Origin of the sequence: Streptosporangium sp. NPDC049078 (assembly GCF_040648855.1) — a bacterium.
Taxonomy (GTDB): domain Bacteria; phylum Actinomycetota; class Actinomycetes; order Streptosporangiales; family Streptosporangiaceae; genus Streptosporangium.
The window spans coordinates 10,479-29,209 of record NZ_JBEZEL010000032.1; the positions used below are offsets into that span (position 1 = coordinate 10,479).

General features: G+C 72.6%; 5 protein-coding genes. 1 reads left to right on the forward strand and 4 read right to left on the reverse strand.

The window, feature by feature from the left end:
• Window positions 1-112 precede the first annotated feature (112 nt).
• The 4 genes from AB0B90_RS37665 to AB0B90_RS37680 all read right to left on the reverse strand — a co-directional run bounded on the left by AB0B90_RS37665 (window position 113) and on the right by AB0B90_RS37680 (window position 18,175).
• Entirely contained in the window at window positions 113-13,405 is a 13,293-nt protein-coding gene (locus AB0B90_RS37665) for an SDR family NAD(P)-dependent oxidoreductase (RefSeq protein ID WP_362926660.1), read from the reverse strand.
• Window positions 13,406-13,593: 188 nt separating this feature from the next.
• Entirely contained in the window at window positions 13,594-14,817 is a 1,224-nt protein-coding gene (locus tag AB0B90_RS37670; RefSeq protein ID WP_362926662.1) for a type III PLP-dependent enzyme, read from the reverse strand.
• Window positions 14,814-16,346: an AMP-binding protein gene (locus tag AB0B90_RS37675; protein WP_362926664.1), complete on the reverse strand. Its 1,533-nt coding sequence runs from the start codon at window positions 16,344-16,346 to the stop codon at window positions 14,814-14,816. The genes AB0B90_RS37670 and AB0B90_RS37675 overlap by 4 nt, the downstream gene beginning before the upstream one ends.
• Before the next feature lie 290 nt (window positions 16,347-16,636).
• Window positions 16,637-18,175 carry an AMP-binding protein gene (locus AB0B90_RS37680; protein ID WP_362926666.1) on the reverse strand — a complete coding sequence of 513 codons (1,539 nt, stop codon included), beginning with the start codon at window positions 18,173-18,175 and terminating at the stop codon, window positions 16,637-16,639.
• A gap of 263 nt (window positions 18,176-18,438) precedes the next feature.
• On the opposite strand from AB0B90_RS37680, the gene AB0B90_RS37685 reads away from it, so the two are divergent.
• Window positions 18,439-18,687 carry an acyl carrier protein gene (locus tag AB0B90_RS37685; RefSeq protein WP_350950179.1) on the forward strand — a complete coding sequence of 83 codons (249 nt, stop codon included), beginning with the start codon at window positions 18,439-18,441 and terminating at the stop codon, window positions 18,685-18,687.
• Window positions 18,688-18,731: the final 44 nt, after the last annotated feature.

Below are 18,731 nucleotides of genomic sequence, written 5' to 3' on the forward strand. Positions count from 1 at the left end.
CCGGAGGGGCCATACGGCTCATCCCTGCGACGGGTGGCGGTGAGGGACCGGATGTCCCGGGGCAGGACCTCCCCGCGCGGGGCGCGAGGAGTCCATCCCAGGTCGAAGCCCGTCACAGCTCACTGTCGAGGATGTCGAACAGTTCGTCCGCGGTCGCCGACTCCAGCTCGGTCCCGCCGGTCGTCGTCGCCTCCCTCCGGTGTGTCTCGATCCATCTGGAGGTGAGCGCGCGCAGCCGGCCGGTGATCCTCTCGTGCTCCACCGGGTCGGGCGCCGCGGTCTCCATCGCGTGTTCGAGCCTGGCGAGCTCCGCCTCCAGCGTCGCCGCGGGCGGCTCGTCGGCGACGAGTTCGGTCCTGATGTGGTCGGCGACCGAGGCCAGGGTCGGGTAGTCGAAGATGAGGGTCGCGGGCAGCCGCACGCCGGTGGCGGCACCGAGCCGGTTACGGAGCTCCACAGCGGTCAGCGAGTCGAAACCCAGCTCCTTGAACGGCCTGAGCGGATCGACCGCGTCACCGTCCAGGTGTCCGAGGACCGCGGCGACGTGGGTGCGCACCAGGTCCAGCAGCAGGCGGTCGCGGCCGGTGGCCGACAGCGACTCCAGCCGCTGCCGCAACGACTGCTCGACCGGGGCCGAAGCCGCCTCGCGGACCGCCCGGCGAGTCCTGGTGGTGACCAGACCGCGGAGCATCGCCGGAAGCGCCTCGGCCCGTGAGCGCTGGGCCGTCAGATCCAGCCGGATGGGGACCAGGGTGGCCTCCCCGAAGTCGAGCGACCGGTCGAGCAGCGCCATCCCGGCCTCGGCCGTGAGCGGCAGCAGGCCGGAGGCACGCAGCCGGCGCAGGTCGGTCTCGCCGAGCTGTGCCGTCATGCCGCCGATCTCGGGTGCCCACATACCCCAGGCGAGGGAGACCGCGGGCAGGCCCGCGGACCTTCTGTGCTCGGCCAGCGCGTCCAGGAAGGCGTTCGCCGCCGCGTAGTTGCCCTGCCCGGCACCGTCCAGCGTGCCCGCCGAGGAGGAGAAGAGCACGAACGCGGACAGGTCGAGTCCGCGGGTGAGCTCGTGCAGGTGCCAGGCCGCGTCGGATTTCGGCCGCCAGACCGTGTCGACCTGGCCGGGCGAGAGCGACCCGACGACACCGTCGGCCACGACTCCGGCCGTGTGGACGACCGCGGTGAGCGGGCGGCCGCCGGGCAGGTCGCCCAGAAGCGCGGCCAGGGCCTCCCTGTCGGAGACGTCGCACGAGGCGACGGTGACCTCGGCTCCGAGCCCGGTCAGTTCGTCGCGGAGCCGCTCGGCACCCGGGGCGTCGATGCCCCGCCGACCGGCGAGTACGAGGTGACGGGCTCCGTGACCGGTGACGAGGTGCCTCGCGACGAGGGCGCCGAGGCCGCCGGTGCCGCCGGTGACGAGCACCGTGCCGTTCCCGTCGAGCGGCGCGGGCACGGTGAGCACGAGCTTGCCGACGTGCCTGGCCTGCGCCATGAACCGGAACGCCTCGGGCGCGCGGCGTACGTCCCAGGTGCGGATCGGCGGCGGGGTGAGCACACCCTGTTCGAAAAGCCGGACCAGCTCGGCCAGGATCTCCGCGGTCCGGTCGGGACCGGCGTCGGAGAGGTCGAACGCCCGGTAGGCGACTCCGGGATGTTGCGCCGCGACCTCCTCCGGGTATCGCACGTCGGTCTTGCCCATCTCGGCGAAGCGGCCGCCGCGCGGCAGCAGGTCCAAGGAGGCGTCCACGAACTCCCTGGCCAGCGAGTTGAGCACGACGTCCACGCCTCGGCCGCCGGTGGCCTCCAGGAAGCGGCTCCTGAAGTCCAGGTCGCGGGAGGAGGCGATGCGGTCGTCGGGGACGCCCAGGGCCCGCAGCGCGTCCCGCTTGCCGTCGCTCACCGTGCCGAACACCTCGGCGCCCAGGTGGGCGGCGAGCTGGACGGCCGCCATGCCGACGCCACCGGCCGCCGCGTGGACCAGCACCGACTCCCCTTCCTTGAGGTCGGCCAGGTCCACGAGGCCGTAGTAGGCGGTGGCGAACACGGCGGGCACCGACGCCGCCTCGGCGAAGGACCAGCCCGCCGGGATCGGCACGACCATCCGGTGGTCGACCACCGCGTACGGGCCGAAGCAGGCGTCGACGAGGCCCATCACGCGGTCGCCGGGCGCGAGGCCGACCACCCCGGGCCCGACCTCGGTGACCACCCCGGCGGCGTCCGCGCCCAGGTCGGCCCGGCCGGGATACATGCCGAGGGTGATCATGACATCGCGGAAGTTCAGGCCGCCGGCACGGATCGCCACGCGCACCTCGCCGGGCTCCAGCGGCCGATCACGGGCGTCGCACGCGGACAGCGCGAGGTTGTCCAGCGTGCCCTGCCTGGTCACCTCCAGCCGCCAGGCTCCCTCGCCGGCCGGTGGTGTCAGCAGGCCCGCCGAGCCGGTCCTGGCCAGGCGCGGCACCATGGCCAGGCCGTCGCGCAGTGCCAGTTCGAACTCGCCCACGTCCAGCACGCCGGGCAGCGCGCGGTGGGAGTCGTCGGAGCCGTCCACGTCCAGGAGGAGGAACCTGCCCGGATTCTCCGCCTGCGCCGCGCGGACCAGACCCCACAGCGGAGCCTGCGCGAGGTCGGGCGGGCCGTCGCCGGAGCCGGTCCTGACCGCGCCGCGGGTCACCACGGCCAGCCTGGTCCCGGCGAGTCGGTCGTCGGCGAGCCAGGTGCCGAGCAGGTCCAGGGTGCGCAGTGTCGCGGTCCTCGCCGTCTCCGCCGCACCGCCGTCCCCGCCGTCCCCGCCGGAGAGGGCCGGGACCAGTACGGTCTTCGGCCTGACGGGCATGGCGCGCAGCGCGTCGAGGTTCGCGACGAAGGAGACGTCGAGTCCCGCCGAGCGCAGTGCCCGGCCCAGCCGGTCGTCCTCGGCCCCGAGGACGACCCACTCTCCGCCGCCCTCGACGACGGGCACCGCCGTCCAGTCCACCCGGTACAGCGAGTCGCGGGCGGCACCGAGCCCTTCGCCGGAGACCGGGCGCATGGCCAGCGACCCGATGGTGACCACCGGGGCACCGGTGCCGTCGGCCACCTGGAGCGAGGCGGTGTCGGAACCGTTCCTGGAGACCCTCACCCGCACCGACGAGGCGCCGGTCGCGTGCAGGGCGACTCCGTTCCAGGCGAACGGCAGCTCGACGGGCCTGCCGGGCTCGGCCGGTTCGCCGAGTTCGATGGCGTGCAGCGCGGCGTCCAGCAGGGCCGGGTGGACGCCGAAGAGCGCGGCGTCGGCGGCGACGCCCTCGGGCAGCGCGACCTCGGCGAACACCTCACCGCCCCGTCGCCAGGCGGCGCGCAGCCCCTGGAAGGCCGGGCCGTAACCTGCCCCCTCGGTGGCCAGCCGCTCGTAGAGGCCGGTGAGCTCGACAGGCTCGGCGCCGGGCGGTGGCCACTCACCGAGGTCGAAGTCGCCGGACGGGGCGGACGGCGCGAGGAGGCCGGTGGCGTGCCGGGTCCACGGCTCGTCGCCCGTACCGGTGCGCGAGTACAGCGACAGCGTGCGGCGGCCGGAGTCGTCGGCGCCTCCCACGACCGCCTGGAGCGCGACGCCCTCCCTGCCGGGAAGGACCAGCGGGGTCTCCAGGGTGAGTTCCTCGACGGTGTCACAGCCGACCTGGGTTCCCGCGCGGACGGCGAGCTCGACGAAGGCCGTGCCCGGCACGATGACGGTGTTCAGGATGGTGTGGTCGGCCAGCCAGGGATGGCTGCTCAGCGAGACACGTCCGGTCAGCACGGCGCCGCCGGACTCGGGCAACGCCACCACCGCGCCGAGGAGGGGGTGCTCGGCGGGCACCTGTCCGAAACCGGACGCGTCGGCGGTGAGGTCACCGGTCTCCAGCCAGTAGTGGCGGTGCTGGAAGGCGTACGTCGGCAACTCCACCCTGCGTGCCTTCCTCGCACGCACCACGGCGCCGTCCACGGCGACCGCACCCGTGGCCGTGCCGCTCTCGGCGGTCACCTCGGCGGGAGCGACGGACGCGGTGGCGGCGTCGGTGAAGAACGCCTCCCAGTCAACGGCCACCCCCCGCGCATGCAAAGCGCCCAACGCCGTGACCAACTCCGAAGCCTCACCACGATCCCGGCGCATCACCGGCACGAACACCGCCCCCGAACCAGCCGCCGCCGGCCCATCGCCGGAAACACCACCGGACCCGTCACCGGCCAGGCACTCCTGCCCCATCGCCGACAACACCCCGTCCGGCCCCACCTCCACGAACGTCTCCACCCCCGCAGAAACCAACACCCCCACCCCATCGGCGAACCGCACCGCACCACGCACCTGCTCCACCCAGTACTCCGGCGAACACAGCTGCTCGTCGGTGGCGAGCTCCCCGGTCAGCGTCGAGACCACCGGGATCCGCGGCGGGTCGTAGGACAGCGTCGCCGCCACCGCCCGGAACTCCTCCAGCATCGGGTCCATCAACGGCGAATGGAACGCGTGCGACACCCGCAGCTGCTTCGTCCTGATCTCCCGTTCCCGCAGAGCGGCGGTCACTTCCAGCACCGCCTCTTCGGTACCGGAGATCACCACCGAGGTCGGACCGTTGACGGCCGCGATGGACACCTGGTCTTCGCGCCCGGCCAGCAGCCCGGCGACCTGCTCCTCGGAGGCCCGCACCGACACCATCGCCCCACCCGCGGGCAGCGCCTGCATCAACCGCGCCCGGCCCGCCACCAACGCACACGCATCGGCCAGCGACAACACCCCCGCCACATGAGCCGCCGCGATCTCCCCGACCGAATGACCCGCCAGCACATCCGGCGCCACCCCCCAGGACTCCACCAGCCGGAACAACGCCGTCTCCACCGCGAACAGCGCCGGCTGCGCCCACCCGGTCTGGTCCAGCGCCTCCGCCTGCGCCGACCCCGGCTCGGCGAACAGCACCTCACGCAACGACCCCTCAAGCAGCGGATCCAGCTCCGCGACCACCGCGTCCAACGCCGCCGCGAACACCGGGAACCGCCCATACAACTCCCGGCCCATCCCGGCCCGCTGACTGCCCTGACCGGTGAACAACACCGCCACCCGGCCATCACCCACCCGACCCCGCACCACACCCGAACCACCGGCTACCGCCGACAACCCGGCCACCACACTTCCACGGTCCCCGCCCACCACCACCGCACGATGATCGAGGGCAGCACGCGTCGTCGCCAGCGAGTACGCCACATCCAGCAGACCGACCTCCGGCCGCTCCTCGATGTGCCCGGCCAGACGCGCGGCCTGCGCGCCCAACGCCTCCTCGCTGCGCGCCGACAGCACGAACGGCAACGGCAACCCTCCGGCGAACTCCGCCACCGGAGTCGGCAGCCCCTCTTCGACCTCGGCCTCGGTGTCGACGAGGGCGGGGGCGGGGGCCTGCTCGATGATGACGTGGGCGTTGGTACCGCTGATACCGAAGGCCGACACGCCCGCGCGGCGCGGGTGGCCGTTCTCCGGCCACTCGACGGGCTCGGTGAGCAGCGACACCGCACCCGCCGACCAGTCGACGTGGGAGGTGGGCGCGTCCACGTGGAGGGTACGCGGGAGCATGCCGTTGTGGATGGAGAGCACCATCTTGATGACGCCCGCGACCCCGGCGGCGCACTGGGTGTGGCCGATGTTGGACTTGATCGCGCCCAGCCGGAGCGGACGCTCCGGGGAGCGGCCCTCACCGTAGGTGGCGAGCAGCGCCTGGGCCTCGATCGGGTCGCCGAGCGTGGTGCCGGTGCCGTGCGCCTCCACCGCGTCGACGTCCGACGGCGCGAGACGGGAGTTGGTGAGCGCCTGGCGGATGACGCGCTGCTGGGAGGGTCCGTTCGGAGCCGACAGGCCGTTGCTGGCACCGTCCTGGTTGACCGCGCTGCCCCGCACCACCGCCAGCACCGGATGACCGTTGCGACGCGCGTCCGACAGCCGCTCCAGGACGACCATGCCGACGCCCTCGGAGAACACCGTGCCGTCCGCGGCGTCCGCGAAGGACTTGACCCGGCTGTCGGGGGCGAGGCCGCGCTGACGGCTGAACTCCACGAAGAGCTCGGGAGTGGAGACCACCGTCACTCCGCCGGCCAGCGCGAGCGTGCTCTCGCCCCGTCGCAGGGAGTCGCAGGCGAGGTGGAGTGCCACCAGCGACGACGAGCAGGCGGTGTCCACCGTGACGGCCGGGCCTTCCAGGCCGAGCACGTAGGCCACCCTGCCGGACATCACCGAACTGGAGTTGCCGGTGAGCAGGTAGCCTTCGACGCCCTCGGGCAGTTTCGCCAGCCCGGTGGCGTATCCGGTGCTCGAAGCTCCGACGAACACGCCGGTGGAGCTGCCCTTGAGCGCGTCGGGGGCGATCCCCGCGCGCTCCAGCACCTCCCAGGACGCCTCAAGAAGCAGCCTCTGCTGCGGGTCGGTGGCGAGGGCCTCGCGCGGCGAGATACCGAAGAAGCCCGCGTCGAACTCGCCCGCGTCGTGCATGAAGCCGCCGCCGCGCGCGTAGCTGGTGCCGTGCCGGGCGGGGTCGGGGTCGAAGAGCCGCTCCAGGTCCCAGCCCCGGTTGGCGGGGAACTCGGAGATGGCCTCCCCGCCCTCGGCCAGCAGCCGCCACAGCGCCTCCGGCGAGTCGATGCCGCCGGGGTAGCGGCAGCTCATGGAGACGATCACGATGGGGTCGTCGTCCGCGGCCACCGAGACCGGCGCGAGCGGCTCGGCGTGCGCGGCGGAGACTCCTGCTCCGAGCAGTCTGCCCCTGAGGTGCTCGGCCAGGGTCTCGGGGGTCGGGTAGTCGAAGACGAGGGTGGCGGGCAGGCGCAGGCCGGTGGCGGTGTTGAGCCGGTTGCGCAGTTCGATGGCGGTGAGCGAGTCGAAGCCCAGTTCCCTGAAGGCGCGACCCGGCGGCACCGAGTCGGCGTCGGTGTGACCGAGCACGGTGGCGGCCTGCGTACGGACCAGCGAGACGAGCACGCGGTCCCGCTCGGCCTCGGGGAGTCCTTCCAGCTGCCGTCGCAGGGGAGAGCCACCGCCGGACGCGGGGGTGGCGGACGCCGTCACCTCGCGGCGGGCCGGGGTGCGGACGAGTCCTCGCAGCAACGCCGGCGGCGCGGCGGACCCTGCCCGCAGCGCGGTGAGGTCGAGGTGGATCGGCACGAGCAGCGCCTCGTCGAAGGCGCGGGCCGCGTCGAACAGGGCGATCCCCTCCTCGGAGGAGAGGCCTCGGGCACCGGACTGCTCCATGCGCGCGATGTCGGTGTCGTCCAGATGGGCGCTCATGCCGCTGCGCTGGTTCCAGAAACCCCAGGCCAGCGAGAGCCCGGCCAGCCCCTGAGCCCTGCGGTGCGCCGCCAGCGCGTCCAGGAAGACGTTGGCGGCGGCGTAGTTGCCCTGTCCCGCGTCACCGAAGACTCCGGCGGCCGAGGAGAACATCACGAACGCCGACAGGTCCATGTCACGGGTGAGCTCGTGCAGGTTCCACGCCGCGTCCACCTTCGGCCGCAACACCGCGTCCACCCGCTCGGGAGTCAACGTCTCGATGACACCGTCGTCGAGGACGCCGGCGGTGTGCACCACCCCCGTCAACGGCCGATCCGCGGGAATCCCCGCCAACACAGCCGCCAACCCCTCACGATCGGCCACATCACACGCCACCACACTCACCCGCGCCCCCAACCCCACCAACTCCGCCTCCAACTCCGCAACCCCCTCCGCCCCACGCCCCCGCCGACTCACCAACACCACATGACCCACCCCACACACCCCCACCAGATACCGCGCCACCAACCCACCCAACAACCCCGTACCACCCGTCACCAACACCGTCCCCCCCGGACCGAACACCTGCGGCATCCGCAACACCACCTTGCCCACATGCCGCGCCCCCGCCAGGAACCGAAACGCCTCCGCCGCCCGCCGCACATCCCACGACCGCACCGGCAACGGCCGCAACACCCCCCGCCCGAACAGATCGAGCACCTCCGCCAACATGTCGCGCAGGCCGTCGAGCCCCGCCTCCATCAGCGAGTACGGGATGTAGTCGACTCCGGGACAGGCGGCGGCGACCTCCTCGGGGGCGCGCAGGTCGGTCTTGCCGATCTCCAGGAAGCGGCCGCCTCGGGGCAGCAGGCGCAAGGAGGCGTCCACGAACTCACGCGCCAGCGAGTTCAGCACCACATCCACCCCACGACCACCCGTCACCCCCAGGAAACGCTCCTCGAAGTCCAGATCCCGCGACGAGGAGATGTGCTCCTCATCCAGCCCCAACGACCGCAACACCCCCCACTTGGCAGGACTCGCCGTCGCGAACACCTCCGCCCCCAGATACCGCGCCAACTGCACCGCCGCCATCCCCACCCCACCGGCACCCGCGTGCACCAGCACCGACTCCCCCGAGCTCAGGCCGCCGAGCTGGACGAGCCCGTAGTAGGCGGTGAGGTAGACCACCGGGACGGACGCGGCCCGCTCGAAGGTCCAGCCCTCGGGAATCGGCGCGAGCAGCCGCCGGTCGGTCACCCCCACCGGGCCGAACGCGCCGTCCAGCAGACCGAAGACCCGGTCACCCGGCGCCAGGTCGTCCACCCCGGCACCGACCTCAAGCACCACGCCGGCGATCTCTCCGCCGATGGGCTCGTCGTTCTCGGGCACCATGCCCAGGGTGACGACCAGGTCCCGGAAGTTGAGCCCGGCCGCGCGGATGGAGACCCGCACCTCGCCGGCCTCCAGTGCCCTCGCCGCCTCGGGTGCCGGGACCAGCGCCAGGTCCGACAGGCTCCCCTTGACCGGCGCGTCCAGCCGCCACTCGGCCACCCCCGCCGGCACCGCGAGCCCGTCCCCACCCGCCGCCCGCGCCAGGCGGGGGACGAGCACCGTGCCGGACCGTACGGCCAGCTGCGGCTCGCCGGAGCCCGCGGCCGCGAGCAGGGCCGCGCCCGGCACGTCGTGCTCGTCGAGGTCCACCAGCACGATGCGATCCGGGTTCTCCGACTGCGCCGACCGCAGCAGGCCCCACACCGGCGCGTTCGCCAGGTCGCGCACGTCCTCACCGGGCCCGGTCGCGACGGCGCCCCTGGTCACCACCACCAGCCGCGCCGACCCGAACCGCTCCTCGGCGAGCCACTCCCGCACCAGCCCCAGCGCCCGGCGGGTGGCCTGTCGTGCCTCGCCCGCCACATCCGCGTCGGTCCCGGTTCCCGGGAAGGAGGTGAACACCAGGTCGGGAACCGCGTCCGTGCCCGCGAGCGAGGCCAGGTCGGCGAACTCCCCGCTCACCACGCCCGCCGTCCGCAGGCCGTGCGTGTCGGGGCCGAGCAGGGCGGCCCCGGTCGCCCCCGACGTCTCCACCACCGGCAGCACCGCCCAGTCGAGGCGGAACAGGGAGTCGTGGTGCGAGGCGGCGGCCGCGGAGAGCGACTCGGCGGAGACGGGGCGCGAGACCAGCGAGCGTACGGAGGCGACGGCGGCCCCCGAGGTGTCGGCCAGCCGCAGCGACACGGTGTCCGGGCCTTCCGACCACAGCCGCACCCGCACGGTGGAGGCGCCCGTGGCGTAGAGGGAGACCCCGCTCCAGGCGAACGGCAGGCTCACGCCACGCCCCGCGGCCTCCTGCTCGCCCTCCAGCAGCGACTCCGCGTGCAGGGCGGCGTCCAGCAGCGCCGGGTGCAGGCCGAACCTCCCGGCGTCGGCGGCCACCCCCTGGGGCAGGTCCACCTCCGCGAAGATCTCCTCACCGCGCCGCCAGGCCGCCCGCACCCCCTGGAACACCGGGCCGTACCCGTACCCCTGGCCCGCGAGCCGCTCGTACAGGCCGTCCACCTCCACCGGCGTCGCACCCGCCGGAGGCCACTCGACGAGATCGAACACCTCCGGAGATCCGGCCGGGATCACGAAACCGGTCGCGTGACGGGTCCACGGGGCGTCGACCGGGGCGCTCTCCGAGCGCGAGTGGACGGCGACCGGACGGCGGCCCGACCCGTCGGGCGCCCCCACCGACACCTGTACCTGCACGCCGTCGTCCCCCAGCGGCAGCGGCGCCTCCAGGGCCAGCTCGTCCACCGTCCCACACCCCACCTGGTCACCGGCGCGCACCGCCAGCTCCACGAACGCCGTACCCGGCAGCAGCACGGTGCCCGAGGCGGCGTGGTCGGCGAGCCAGGGGTGGGTCTGCAGCGAGAGACGGCCGGCGAACAGCACCCCGTCGGAGTCGGCGAGCATCACGGCCGCGCCCAGCAGCGGGTGCTCGGCGGCGACCAGCCCCGCCGAGGTGACGTCGCCTCCGGACACGCCGGCGTCCAGCCAGAAGCGTCGGTGCTGGAAGGCGTAGGTGGGCAGGTCGACCCGCCGCGGGCCGTACGGGGCGAACGCCTGCTCCCAGTCGACGCTCAGGCCGCGGACGTGGGCCTCGGCCGCCGAGGCGAGGAAACGGCGCGGGCCGCCCTCGTCGCGGCGCAGCGAGCCGAAGGCGGAGGCGTCGACGCCGGCCTCGTCGATCGTGTCCTGGACGCTCATCACGAGCACCGGGTGCGGGCTCGACTCCAGGAACACGCGGTGTCCCTCGGCCAGCAGCGTCCGGACCACCTGGTGGAACTCCACCGGGTAGCGGGCGTTGCCGAACCAGTATTCGGCGGTCAGCTCGGCGGTGTCGAGCAGGCCGCCGGTCACCGTCGAGTAGAACGGGGTGTGGCCGGTCTTCGGGGAGACCCGGGCGAGCAGTTCCAGCAGCCGCTCGCGCAGCGGATCGACCTGGGCGCAGTGTGAGGCGACCGAAGAGGCAATCACGCGGGCGCGCACGCCCTCGGCCTCGCACTCGGCGACCAGCTCGGCCAGGGAGCCGGCGTCGCCGACCACGGTCGAGGAGAAGGGGCCGTTCTTGCCTCCGACGGACAGTTTGCCGTGCCAGCGGGCGAGCCGCCGCTCGACCTCGTTGGCGGGCAGCGCGACCGCGGCGACTCCGCCCTTGCCCAGCAGGGTCTCGGTGAACAGCCGGCTGCGCAGCACGATCACGCGTACCGCGTCGGCCAGCGACAGTCCTCCGGCCACGTACGCGGCGGCCACCTCGCCCTGCGAGTGGCCGACGACGGCGGCGGGCCTCACCCCGTAGGACTCCCAGAGCGCGGCGAGCGAGACCATCACCGCGAACAGCACCGGCTGGACCACGTCCAGCCGGTCCAGGGAGGGCGCGTCCGGTGCGCCGCGCAGCACGTCGAGCAGTCTCCAGTCCACGTGGGTCTCGATCTCCGCCGCGCATTCCGCCATGCTCCGCGCGAAGACGGGGAAGGAGTCGAGCAACTCTGCGGCCATTCCCGCCCACTGGGACCCCTGGCCGGGGAAGACGAAGATCGGGCCTTCCCCGGTGGAGGCGACGCCCTCGACCACGCCGGGGGCCGACTCGCCCTCGGCGAGGGCGGCGAGGGCGGCGAGCAGTTCCTGCCTGTCCCCGGCGACGACCACGGCGCGGTGGTCCCACACCGACCGTGTGGTCAGCAGAGAGTGTCCGATGTCGACCAGTCCCAGGTCCTCGTGGGCCGCCACGTGGGCGGCGAGGCGCGCGGCCTGGTCGCGCAGCGCCTTTCCTCCCCTGGCCGACAGCGCCACCGGCACCGCGGCGGGCACCACGGCGGGCTCGATCCGCTCCTGCGCGACGGCGGCCGGCGCTGTGATCTCGCCGTCCACGCCGTCCTTGCCGTCTTCGCCGTCCACGCCGTCCGGGACGAGCTCGGCGGTCGGGGGCTCCTCCAGGATCACGTGCGCGTTGGTGCCGCTGACGCCGAAGGAGGACACCGCGGCCCGGCGCGGGGCGCCGGACTTGTCCCAGGGCAGGTCCTCGGTCAGCACTTCGACGGCGCCGACGGACCAGTTGACGTACGGGGAGGGCTCGTCGACGTGCAGGGTGCGGGGCAGCACGCGGTGCCGCATCGCCATCACCATCTTGATCACACCGGCTGAACCGGCGGCCGCCTGGGTGTGGCCGATGTTCGACTTGATCGAGCCCAGTTTGAGCGGCCGGGCGTCGCCGCGGTCGCGCCCGTACGTCGCCAGCAGGGCGTGCGCCTCGATCGGGTCACCCAGCTTGGTGCCGGTGCCGTGCGCCTCGACCACGTCGACGTCCCCGCTGGACAGTCCGGCGTTCGCCATCGCCTGGCGGATGACCCGCTCCTGCGAGGGGCCGTTCGGCGCGGTCAGCCCGCTGCTGGCACCGTCCTGGTTGATCGCCGAGCCACGGATGACCGCCAGCACCGGGTGCCCGGCGCGCACCGCGTCCGAGAGCCGCTCGACCACGATGACGCCGACGCCCTCGGAGAAGCCGGTGCCGTTGGCGGAGGCGGAGAACGCCTTGCAGCGGCCGTCGGCGGCGATCACGCCCTGCCGGCTGAACGCGGTGTAGGTACCGGGGGTGGACATCACGGTCACGCCGCCGGCGAGGGCGAGCGAGGTCTCGCCCGTCCGCAGCGACTGGCAGGCGAGGTGGATCGCGACCAGGGAGGCGGAGCAGGCGGTGTCGACGGTGAGGGTCGGGCCTTCCAGGCCGAGGGCGTAGGCGATGCGGCCCGACACCACGCTGGTGGCGTTGCCGGTGACGAGATATCCCTCGACCTCCCTGGGCGCCTTGTCCAGCCGGGGACCGTAGTCCTGCGGCTCCGCGCCGATGAACACGCCGGTCTGGCTGCCTTTCAGCGAACGCGGGTCGATACCGGCTCGTTCGAAGGCCTCCCAGGCGGTCTCCAGGACGAGGCGCTGCTGCGGGTCCATCGCCTCGGCCTCACGCGGGTTGATCCCGAAGAAGTCGGGGTCGAACTCCGCGGCGTCGTGCAGGAAGTGCCCGACGCGCGCGTAGCTGGTGTTGGACTTCGCCGGGTCGTCGTCGAACAGCCGGCCCAGGTCCCACCCTCGGTCCGTGGGGAACCCGGTGACCGTCTCGCGCCCTTCGGCGACGAGCCGCCACAGCTCCTCGGGAGTGGCGACGCCGCCCGGGTAGCGGCAGCCGATGCCGACGATCGCGATCGGCTCGTCGGAGCCGGCGGCCGCGTGGACCTCGGAGATCCTCTCCCCTGCCAGGTCGAGGACCTCGGTGAACAGGTAGGCGGCGACGGCCGCCGGGGTGGGGTGGTCGAAGGCGATCGTCATCGGCAGCTCCGCGCCGATCCGCTCGGCCAGCCGGTCGTGCAGTTCGACGGCGGCGAGCGAGTCGAAGCCCATCTCCCTGAACGCCTGGTCGGGGTTCACCTCCTCGGGCGCGTACGGGAGCATGTTCCCCAGGATCTCGACGGTCAGGTCGTGCACGAGCCCGACCAGGAAGCCGAGCCGCCGCTCGACGGGCAGGTCCGCGAGGGATGTCGCGAACGCCGAAGGTTCTCCCCGCCTGCCGCCCGCCGCGTCGGAGGTGCTGGAAACGAACTGCTCGGACTCGCTCATCGGTCCACTCCACGTCGTGTGAAAAGCCGTATAGATCTTCGAAGTCGGCGGAGACCACCGCGGGTCCGCGCCGGACGGCCCCGCCGCTCCGCCCTGCCGGGACTCGGGCCGCCGAGGTCAGGGCCCGGCGGGGGCTCAGCAGGGGCTCGGCAGAGGCTCGGCCCACCGAGGTCGGGGCCGGTGGGATCTCAGTCGTATTTCCTGGTGAACTCGACGCGCGAGGCGGACACGACCTCGCCGCCGCGTACGACGACCTCGGTGGGCGCGGGGCGCCCGAGGAACATCAGCAGGCTCGCGGTCATCCCGTACGCGCCGGCGTTGGGGATGCTCACCACGTCGCCGACCTCGAGCACCGGTAGCGGCACGTTCTTGCCGAGCACGTCGCCCGGCGTGCACAGCGGCCCCGCCAGGGTCGCGACCTCCCGCTCGGCGGGGTCGGTCTCCTCCAGCCGCACCGACACCGGCAACAGCCGGCCCAGTCCTGACATGCCGCCGAGGGTGTTGATGCCCGCGTCGAGGATGACGAACTTGCGGCCCCGGCTCTCCTTGACGTTGACCACGGTGCACAGCAGCTCCCCGCAGTCGCCGACCAGGTGACGGCCGGACTCGCAGGCGATCCGGGGGACGCCGCGTCGCCAGTCGGGGAACTCCTCGTCGAGGACGTCCTCCAGCTCCGCGCGGAGGTTGGGGTAGGCGGGCCGCTCTCCCGGCGAGAGGTAGGGGGCGGCGAATCCCCCGCCGATGTCCAGGAGGTGGACGGGCAGGCCCACCTCCCGCCGGAGTCGCGCGGCGACGGAGATGGTGTGGCGGAACTCGCCGACGAGGCTCTCCTCGTCCTTGGCGTTGCTCAGTGAGAACAGGTGGGCCCCGAACAGCCGGGTGCCGGGCACCGCGCGCAGCTCGGGCATCAGCTCCGGCAGCGTCTCGCTGTCGATGCCGAACTGCGACGGCGTGCCGGTCATCCTGATGCTGGTGGCGGCGCTGGAGGTGGCGCTGTTGACGCGCAGCAGGCAGTCGGCGACCACGCCGTACCCGGTCGCGACCTCTCCGACATGCCGCAGGTCGCTCGGCGACTCCACGGAGAACGAGGTGACCCCGGCGCCGATCGCGACCCGCAGCTCCTCGTGGGTCTTGCCCGGCCCGGTGTAGAGCATCTCGGAGCCGGTGAAACCGGCCTCCAGCGCGGCGGTGAGCTCGCCGGTCGAGCTGATCTCGGCCAGGCAGCCGCGCTCACCGGTCCCGCGCAGCGCCCGCGCGATCTGCGGGTGCGGGTTGGCCTTGAAGGAGAAGAAGAGTTCGAAGCCCTCGGGAAGCGAGGACAGCAGGGAGTCACGGGCGGCCGTGACACGGTCGAGGTCGTAGACGTACAGCGGGGAGCCGTACCTGGCGACAAGGTCCGCGTTCCGCGTCATCGCGCGCTCTCCTCCAGCAGCGACGCCAGCCGCTTGCGCTCGTTCTTGCCGTTGAGGGTGAGGGGGAACCTGTCGAGCACGTGGCAGGCGGCGGGCACCTTCGGCGGTTCCAGCCGCCTGGCCAGCTCGCGCAGCACCACGTGGGAGGGCAGGTCGCCCTCCACGAACACGACGAGGTCGCGCTGCTCGTCGGGGGGCAGCGCGACCGCCGCCGTGACGCCGGGGATGTCCATCGCGGCGGCCTCGATCTCCACCGTGCTCATCCGGGTGCCCTTGCGTTTGAACATGTCGTCACGCCGCCCCTGGAAGTAGAGGTAGCCGTCCTCGTCGAGCCGTCCGTAGTCGCCGGTGTGCAGGCGCACCTCGCCGGTGTCGGGGTCGGGGCGGTAGGCACGCGCGGTCAGGACGGGGTCGCGCCAGTAGCCGGCCATCACGTTCGGCCCGGCCACGACGATCTCCCCGACCTCCCCCGGGGGCATCGGGCGGCCCTCGCCGTCCAGGATGAGCACCCGGGTGCCCGGCAGTGGCCTGCCGGACGCGCCGGGGCGCTCGGCGTCGAGCTCCGGTTCCATGATGGTGACGCGCTTGCACTCGGTGATGCCGTACATCCGGACCACCCGCGCGCCGGGGAACGACTCGTGCAGGCTGTCGATGGTCGCGGCCGGCAGCGCCGCCCCGGTGTTGGTGAACATCCGCACGGTGGGCGCGGAGCCGGGGGCGCGCCTGGCCAGCGTCGCGATCATCGCGCCCAGGGAGGGGACGACCGGGACGATCGTGGCTCCGCACTCGCGGATCTGCCGGAGCAGCACCAGGTCCGGCTCGTCACCGGCCAGCACCAGCTCCGCGTGGCCGAGGGCGGACAGGAAGATCTGGTACAGGCCGTAGTCGAAGGACATCGGCGGGCGGCAGAAGACCACGTCGCCTCGCCGGTAGCCGAGCACCGCGTTGATGGCGGAGGCGGCGTAGGTGACCCGGGCGTGCGGGCACACCACGGCCTTGGGTGCGGCGGTGCTGCCCGAGGTGTAGATGAGGATCGCCACGTCCTCCGGGAAGATCTTGACGGGCTCGTGCTCGGCGGGACGGCCGGCCCGTTCCTCGACCTCGGCCCAGATCTCGTCGATGTCGTGTACGGGCACCTCGGCGGCGGTCTCCCGCACGGTCTCCGCGGAGTTCCCGGTCCCGATGACCAGCGCGGGTTCGGAGTCCTTCAGGACCGATCCCAGGTGGAAGGGCTTCATGCCGGGGTTCAGCGGCACGAGGACGGCGCCGCGCCTGGAGACGCCGTAGACGATGGGGGCCACCTCACGCCGGTTGGGGAGTTGGACGATCACCCGGTCGCCGGGGATCACCCCCCGGTCCGCCAGCCAGCCGTCGAAGGCGTGGCTGAGTTCGACGACCCGCTGATAGCTCCACGCGCCCCGCGAGTCGCGGACCGCGGGTTCGGCCGGGCCCGCGGCCGCGGCGTCGTCCAGCAGGTGGTGCAGGAGATCCGACCGCAGTGGCGGTGTCCCGGGTACCAAGCCTTCCAACGCGACTCTCCCGTTCCTGAATGAAAAAAGAATTCACTCCGGCTCTCATACCACTTACTAAATAAGTGGGAGCCGAACAAATACATGGAAACGTTACCCCGATACTCCCCGGGCCCCACACCCCTACGCCCCCCCTAAAGGATTCCGAGATCATCCAGGCATGCTCGGCACCTTTTCTGGGGCGGCTTTCAGGAGAACACATTCGCCGTCCCGGGCGCCATTGGGTGCGGCGCCACAGGACCTGGCGGGTGAAATTCCGTATCCATGGGTCGCGCCGTTTCCGGCGACCGTCACACAGGCCGGCCGGCACCGGCGAGCACGGTGGTGGCCCGGTCGCGCAGGCCCGCACGGTCGACCTTGCGATTGGGGTTCAGCGGCAGCTCGTCCATGTGCCGGTAGTGGCGGGGGACGATGCCCGGCGGCAGGACCCGGCGGAGCCCGGCGGCGAGGTCGGCCGGGCGCGAGGGCGTCCCGGTGTAGAACACGACGAGCTCGGTGACGCCGTTGATGGTGCTGCTCACGGTCACCGCGTCGTCGACCCCCTCGCAGCCGCACATGGCGTGGTCGATCTCGGCGAGCTCCACCCGCCAGCCCTGCACCTGCACCTGCGCGTCGGCCCTGCCCAGGTAGACCAGCTCGCCGTTGGCCGCCCGGCGGATCCGGTCACCGGTGTTGTACCAGGTGCGCCCGTCGCGCTCGACGAACCGGCCGTCGTCGTCGGCGGGGTCGAGGTAGCCGGGGGTGGTCTGCGGCCCGGTGATCCACAGTTCGCCCTCGACCTCGGCGGGCCGGCCCTCGTCGTCCAGGAGCACGTGGTCGTGCCCGTCGTTGACGGTCCCGATCGGCGACATGCCGTTCACGCCCAGAGCCGGGGAGGTCTCCTGGTCCCAGCGATGACCGGCGATGGTGATGGTGAGCTCGGTCGGCCCGTAGAGGTTCTCCAGCGCGCAGGCGTCCGCCGCCCGTTGCCAGTCGGCGGCGTCGGCGCACTTCAGCGCCTCGCCGGCGAAGAAGCTCCAGCGCAGGCCGGGCAGCGCGCCCGGCTCCAGACGACCCGTCCTGCGGACCATGGAGATGGCGCTCGGCGTGGAGAACCACACCGTGACGCCCTGCTGCCGCAGGAAGGCCGGCAGGTCGCGGTAGGCGTGCGGCGGTACGGCGACCGCCGTGGCCCCGGCGCCCCAGGCGCAGAACAGGTCGAACATCGCGCAGTCGAAGGTCAGGTCGAAGGTCTGCGAGAAGACGTCGTCCGGGGTGAAGTCGTAGCGCGCGTCGAGGAGGGCGAAGTAGTGGGCGGTGTTGCCGTGGGTGATCGGCACCCCCTTGGGGCGCCCGGTGGATCCGGAGGTGAACAGCACGTACGCGACGTCGGAGGGGGCGACCGGACGCGGGCGCGCGAGCGCGCACTCCGGGTCGAAGGAGGTGATCGCCGGTTCGAGGACCGCGACGTCCAGCCCCGCCTCGCGCAGCTCGGCGGCTCGCGCCCTGCCACGACCGTCGACGATCAGCGTGGAGACCCCCGCGGCCTCGATCATCTGCCGGGTGCGGGCCGCGGGGAAGTCCGGCTGCAGCGGCACGACGGTCGCCCCGGCGAACAGTCCGGCGAGGACGCCGGTGTAGGAGGTGGCCCCCTTGGCGGCGAGCACCCCGACGGCCCCGGGCCGGGAGGGGGCCAGGAGTGACAGCGCGCCGGCCCACAGCAGCGCCGAACGGTGGACCTCTGCGTAGGTGGCGACGGCACCGTCGACACGGAAGGCCGCCCGTCCCGGAGACGCCTCCAGGCCGCGCAGGAAACGCGCGTAGAGGGCGTGCGAGCTTTCTCCGTTCATTTCCATCCTAAGATCTCGACGAGTATCTGTAGCTATTCGGATACGCTTTACGGAAAGTGCGGAGATAATTCAATTGATTCCGGCCGGCCCGGTGGACATCGAAGCGCACGCGCGCTAGATTCAAAACCGGAAGGGCTGATTCCACAGCGTCTCCCGATACGGGCACCGGCTTCGACGGCGAATTCCGCGAACCACGGCCCCGCTCCCCTCCTTTTCGTACGCCCGCTCATCGCGACTCTCCTTGAGAAGGGAAATCGATTGCCATGTGGGACGATCGTTTCGAGGAAACCCTGCGCAGGCAGCTCCCCTTTCTGCCCGCCGACGAGAGGATCCGGGAGGACACCGGCCTGGCCGACTTCGGGCTGGACTCCCTCGGCATCGTCGAGTTGCTGGCCACCCTGGAGGAGGAGTACGGGGTGAGGTTCAGGGACGAGGCGCTGACCATGGAGACCTTCGAGACGCCGGGGACCCTCTGGAAGGCGCTGTCCGGGATGTTCAGGCCCGTCGCCTGACCGGTGAGGGTGCCCGCGGGACACCTCCCGGCGGATCCGCGGGC

Coding starts and splice junctions, on each gene's coding strand:
- AB0B90_RS37665 (WP_362926660.1), bottom strand. CDS start 13,405: ATGAGCGAGTCCGAGCAGTTCGTTTCCAGCACCTCCGACGCGGCGGGC.
- AB0B90_RS37680 (WP_362926666.1), bottom strand. CDS start 18,175: ATGAACGGAGAAAGCTCGCACGCCCTCTACGCGCGTTTCCTGCGCGGC.
- AB0B90_RS37670 (WP_362926662.1), bottom strand. CDS start 14,817: ATGACGCGGAACGCGGACCTTGTCGCCAGGTACGGCTCCCCGCTGTAC.
- AB0B90_RS37685 (WP_350950179.1), top strand. CDS start 18,439: ATGTGGGACGATCGTTTCGAGGAAACCCTGCGCAGGCAGCTCCCCTTT.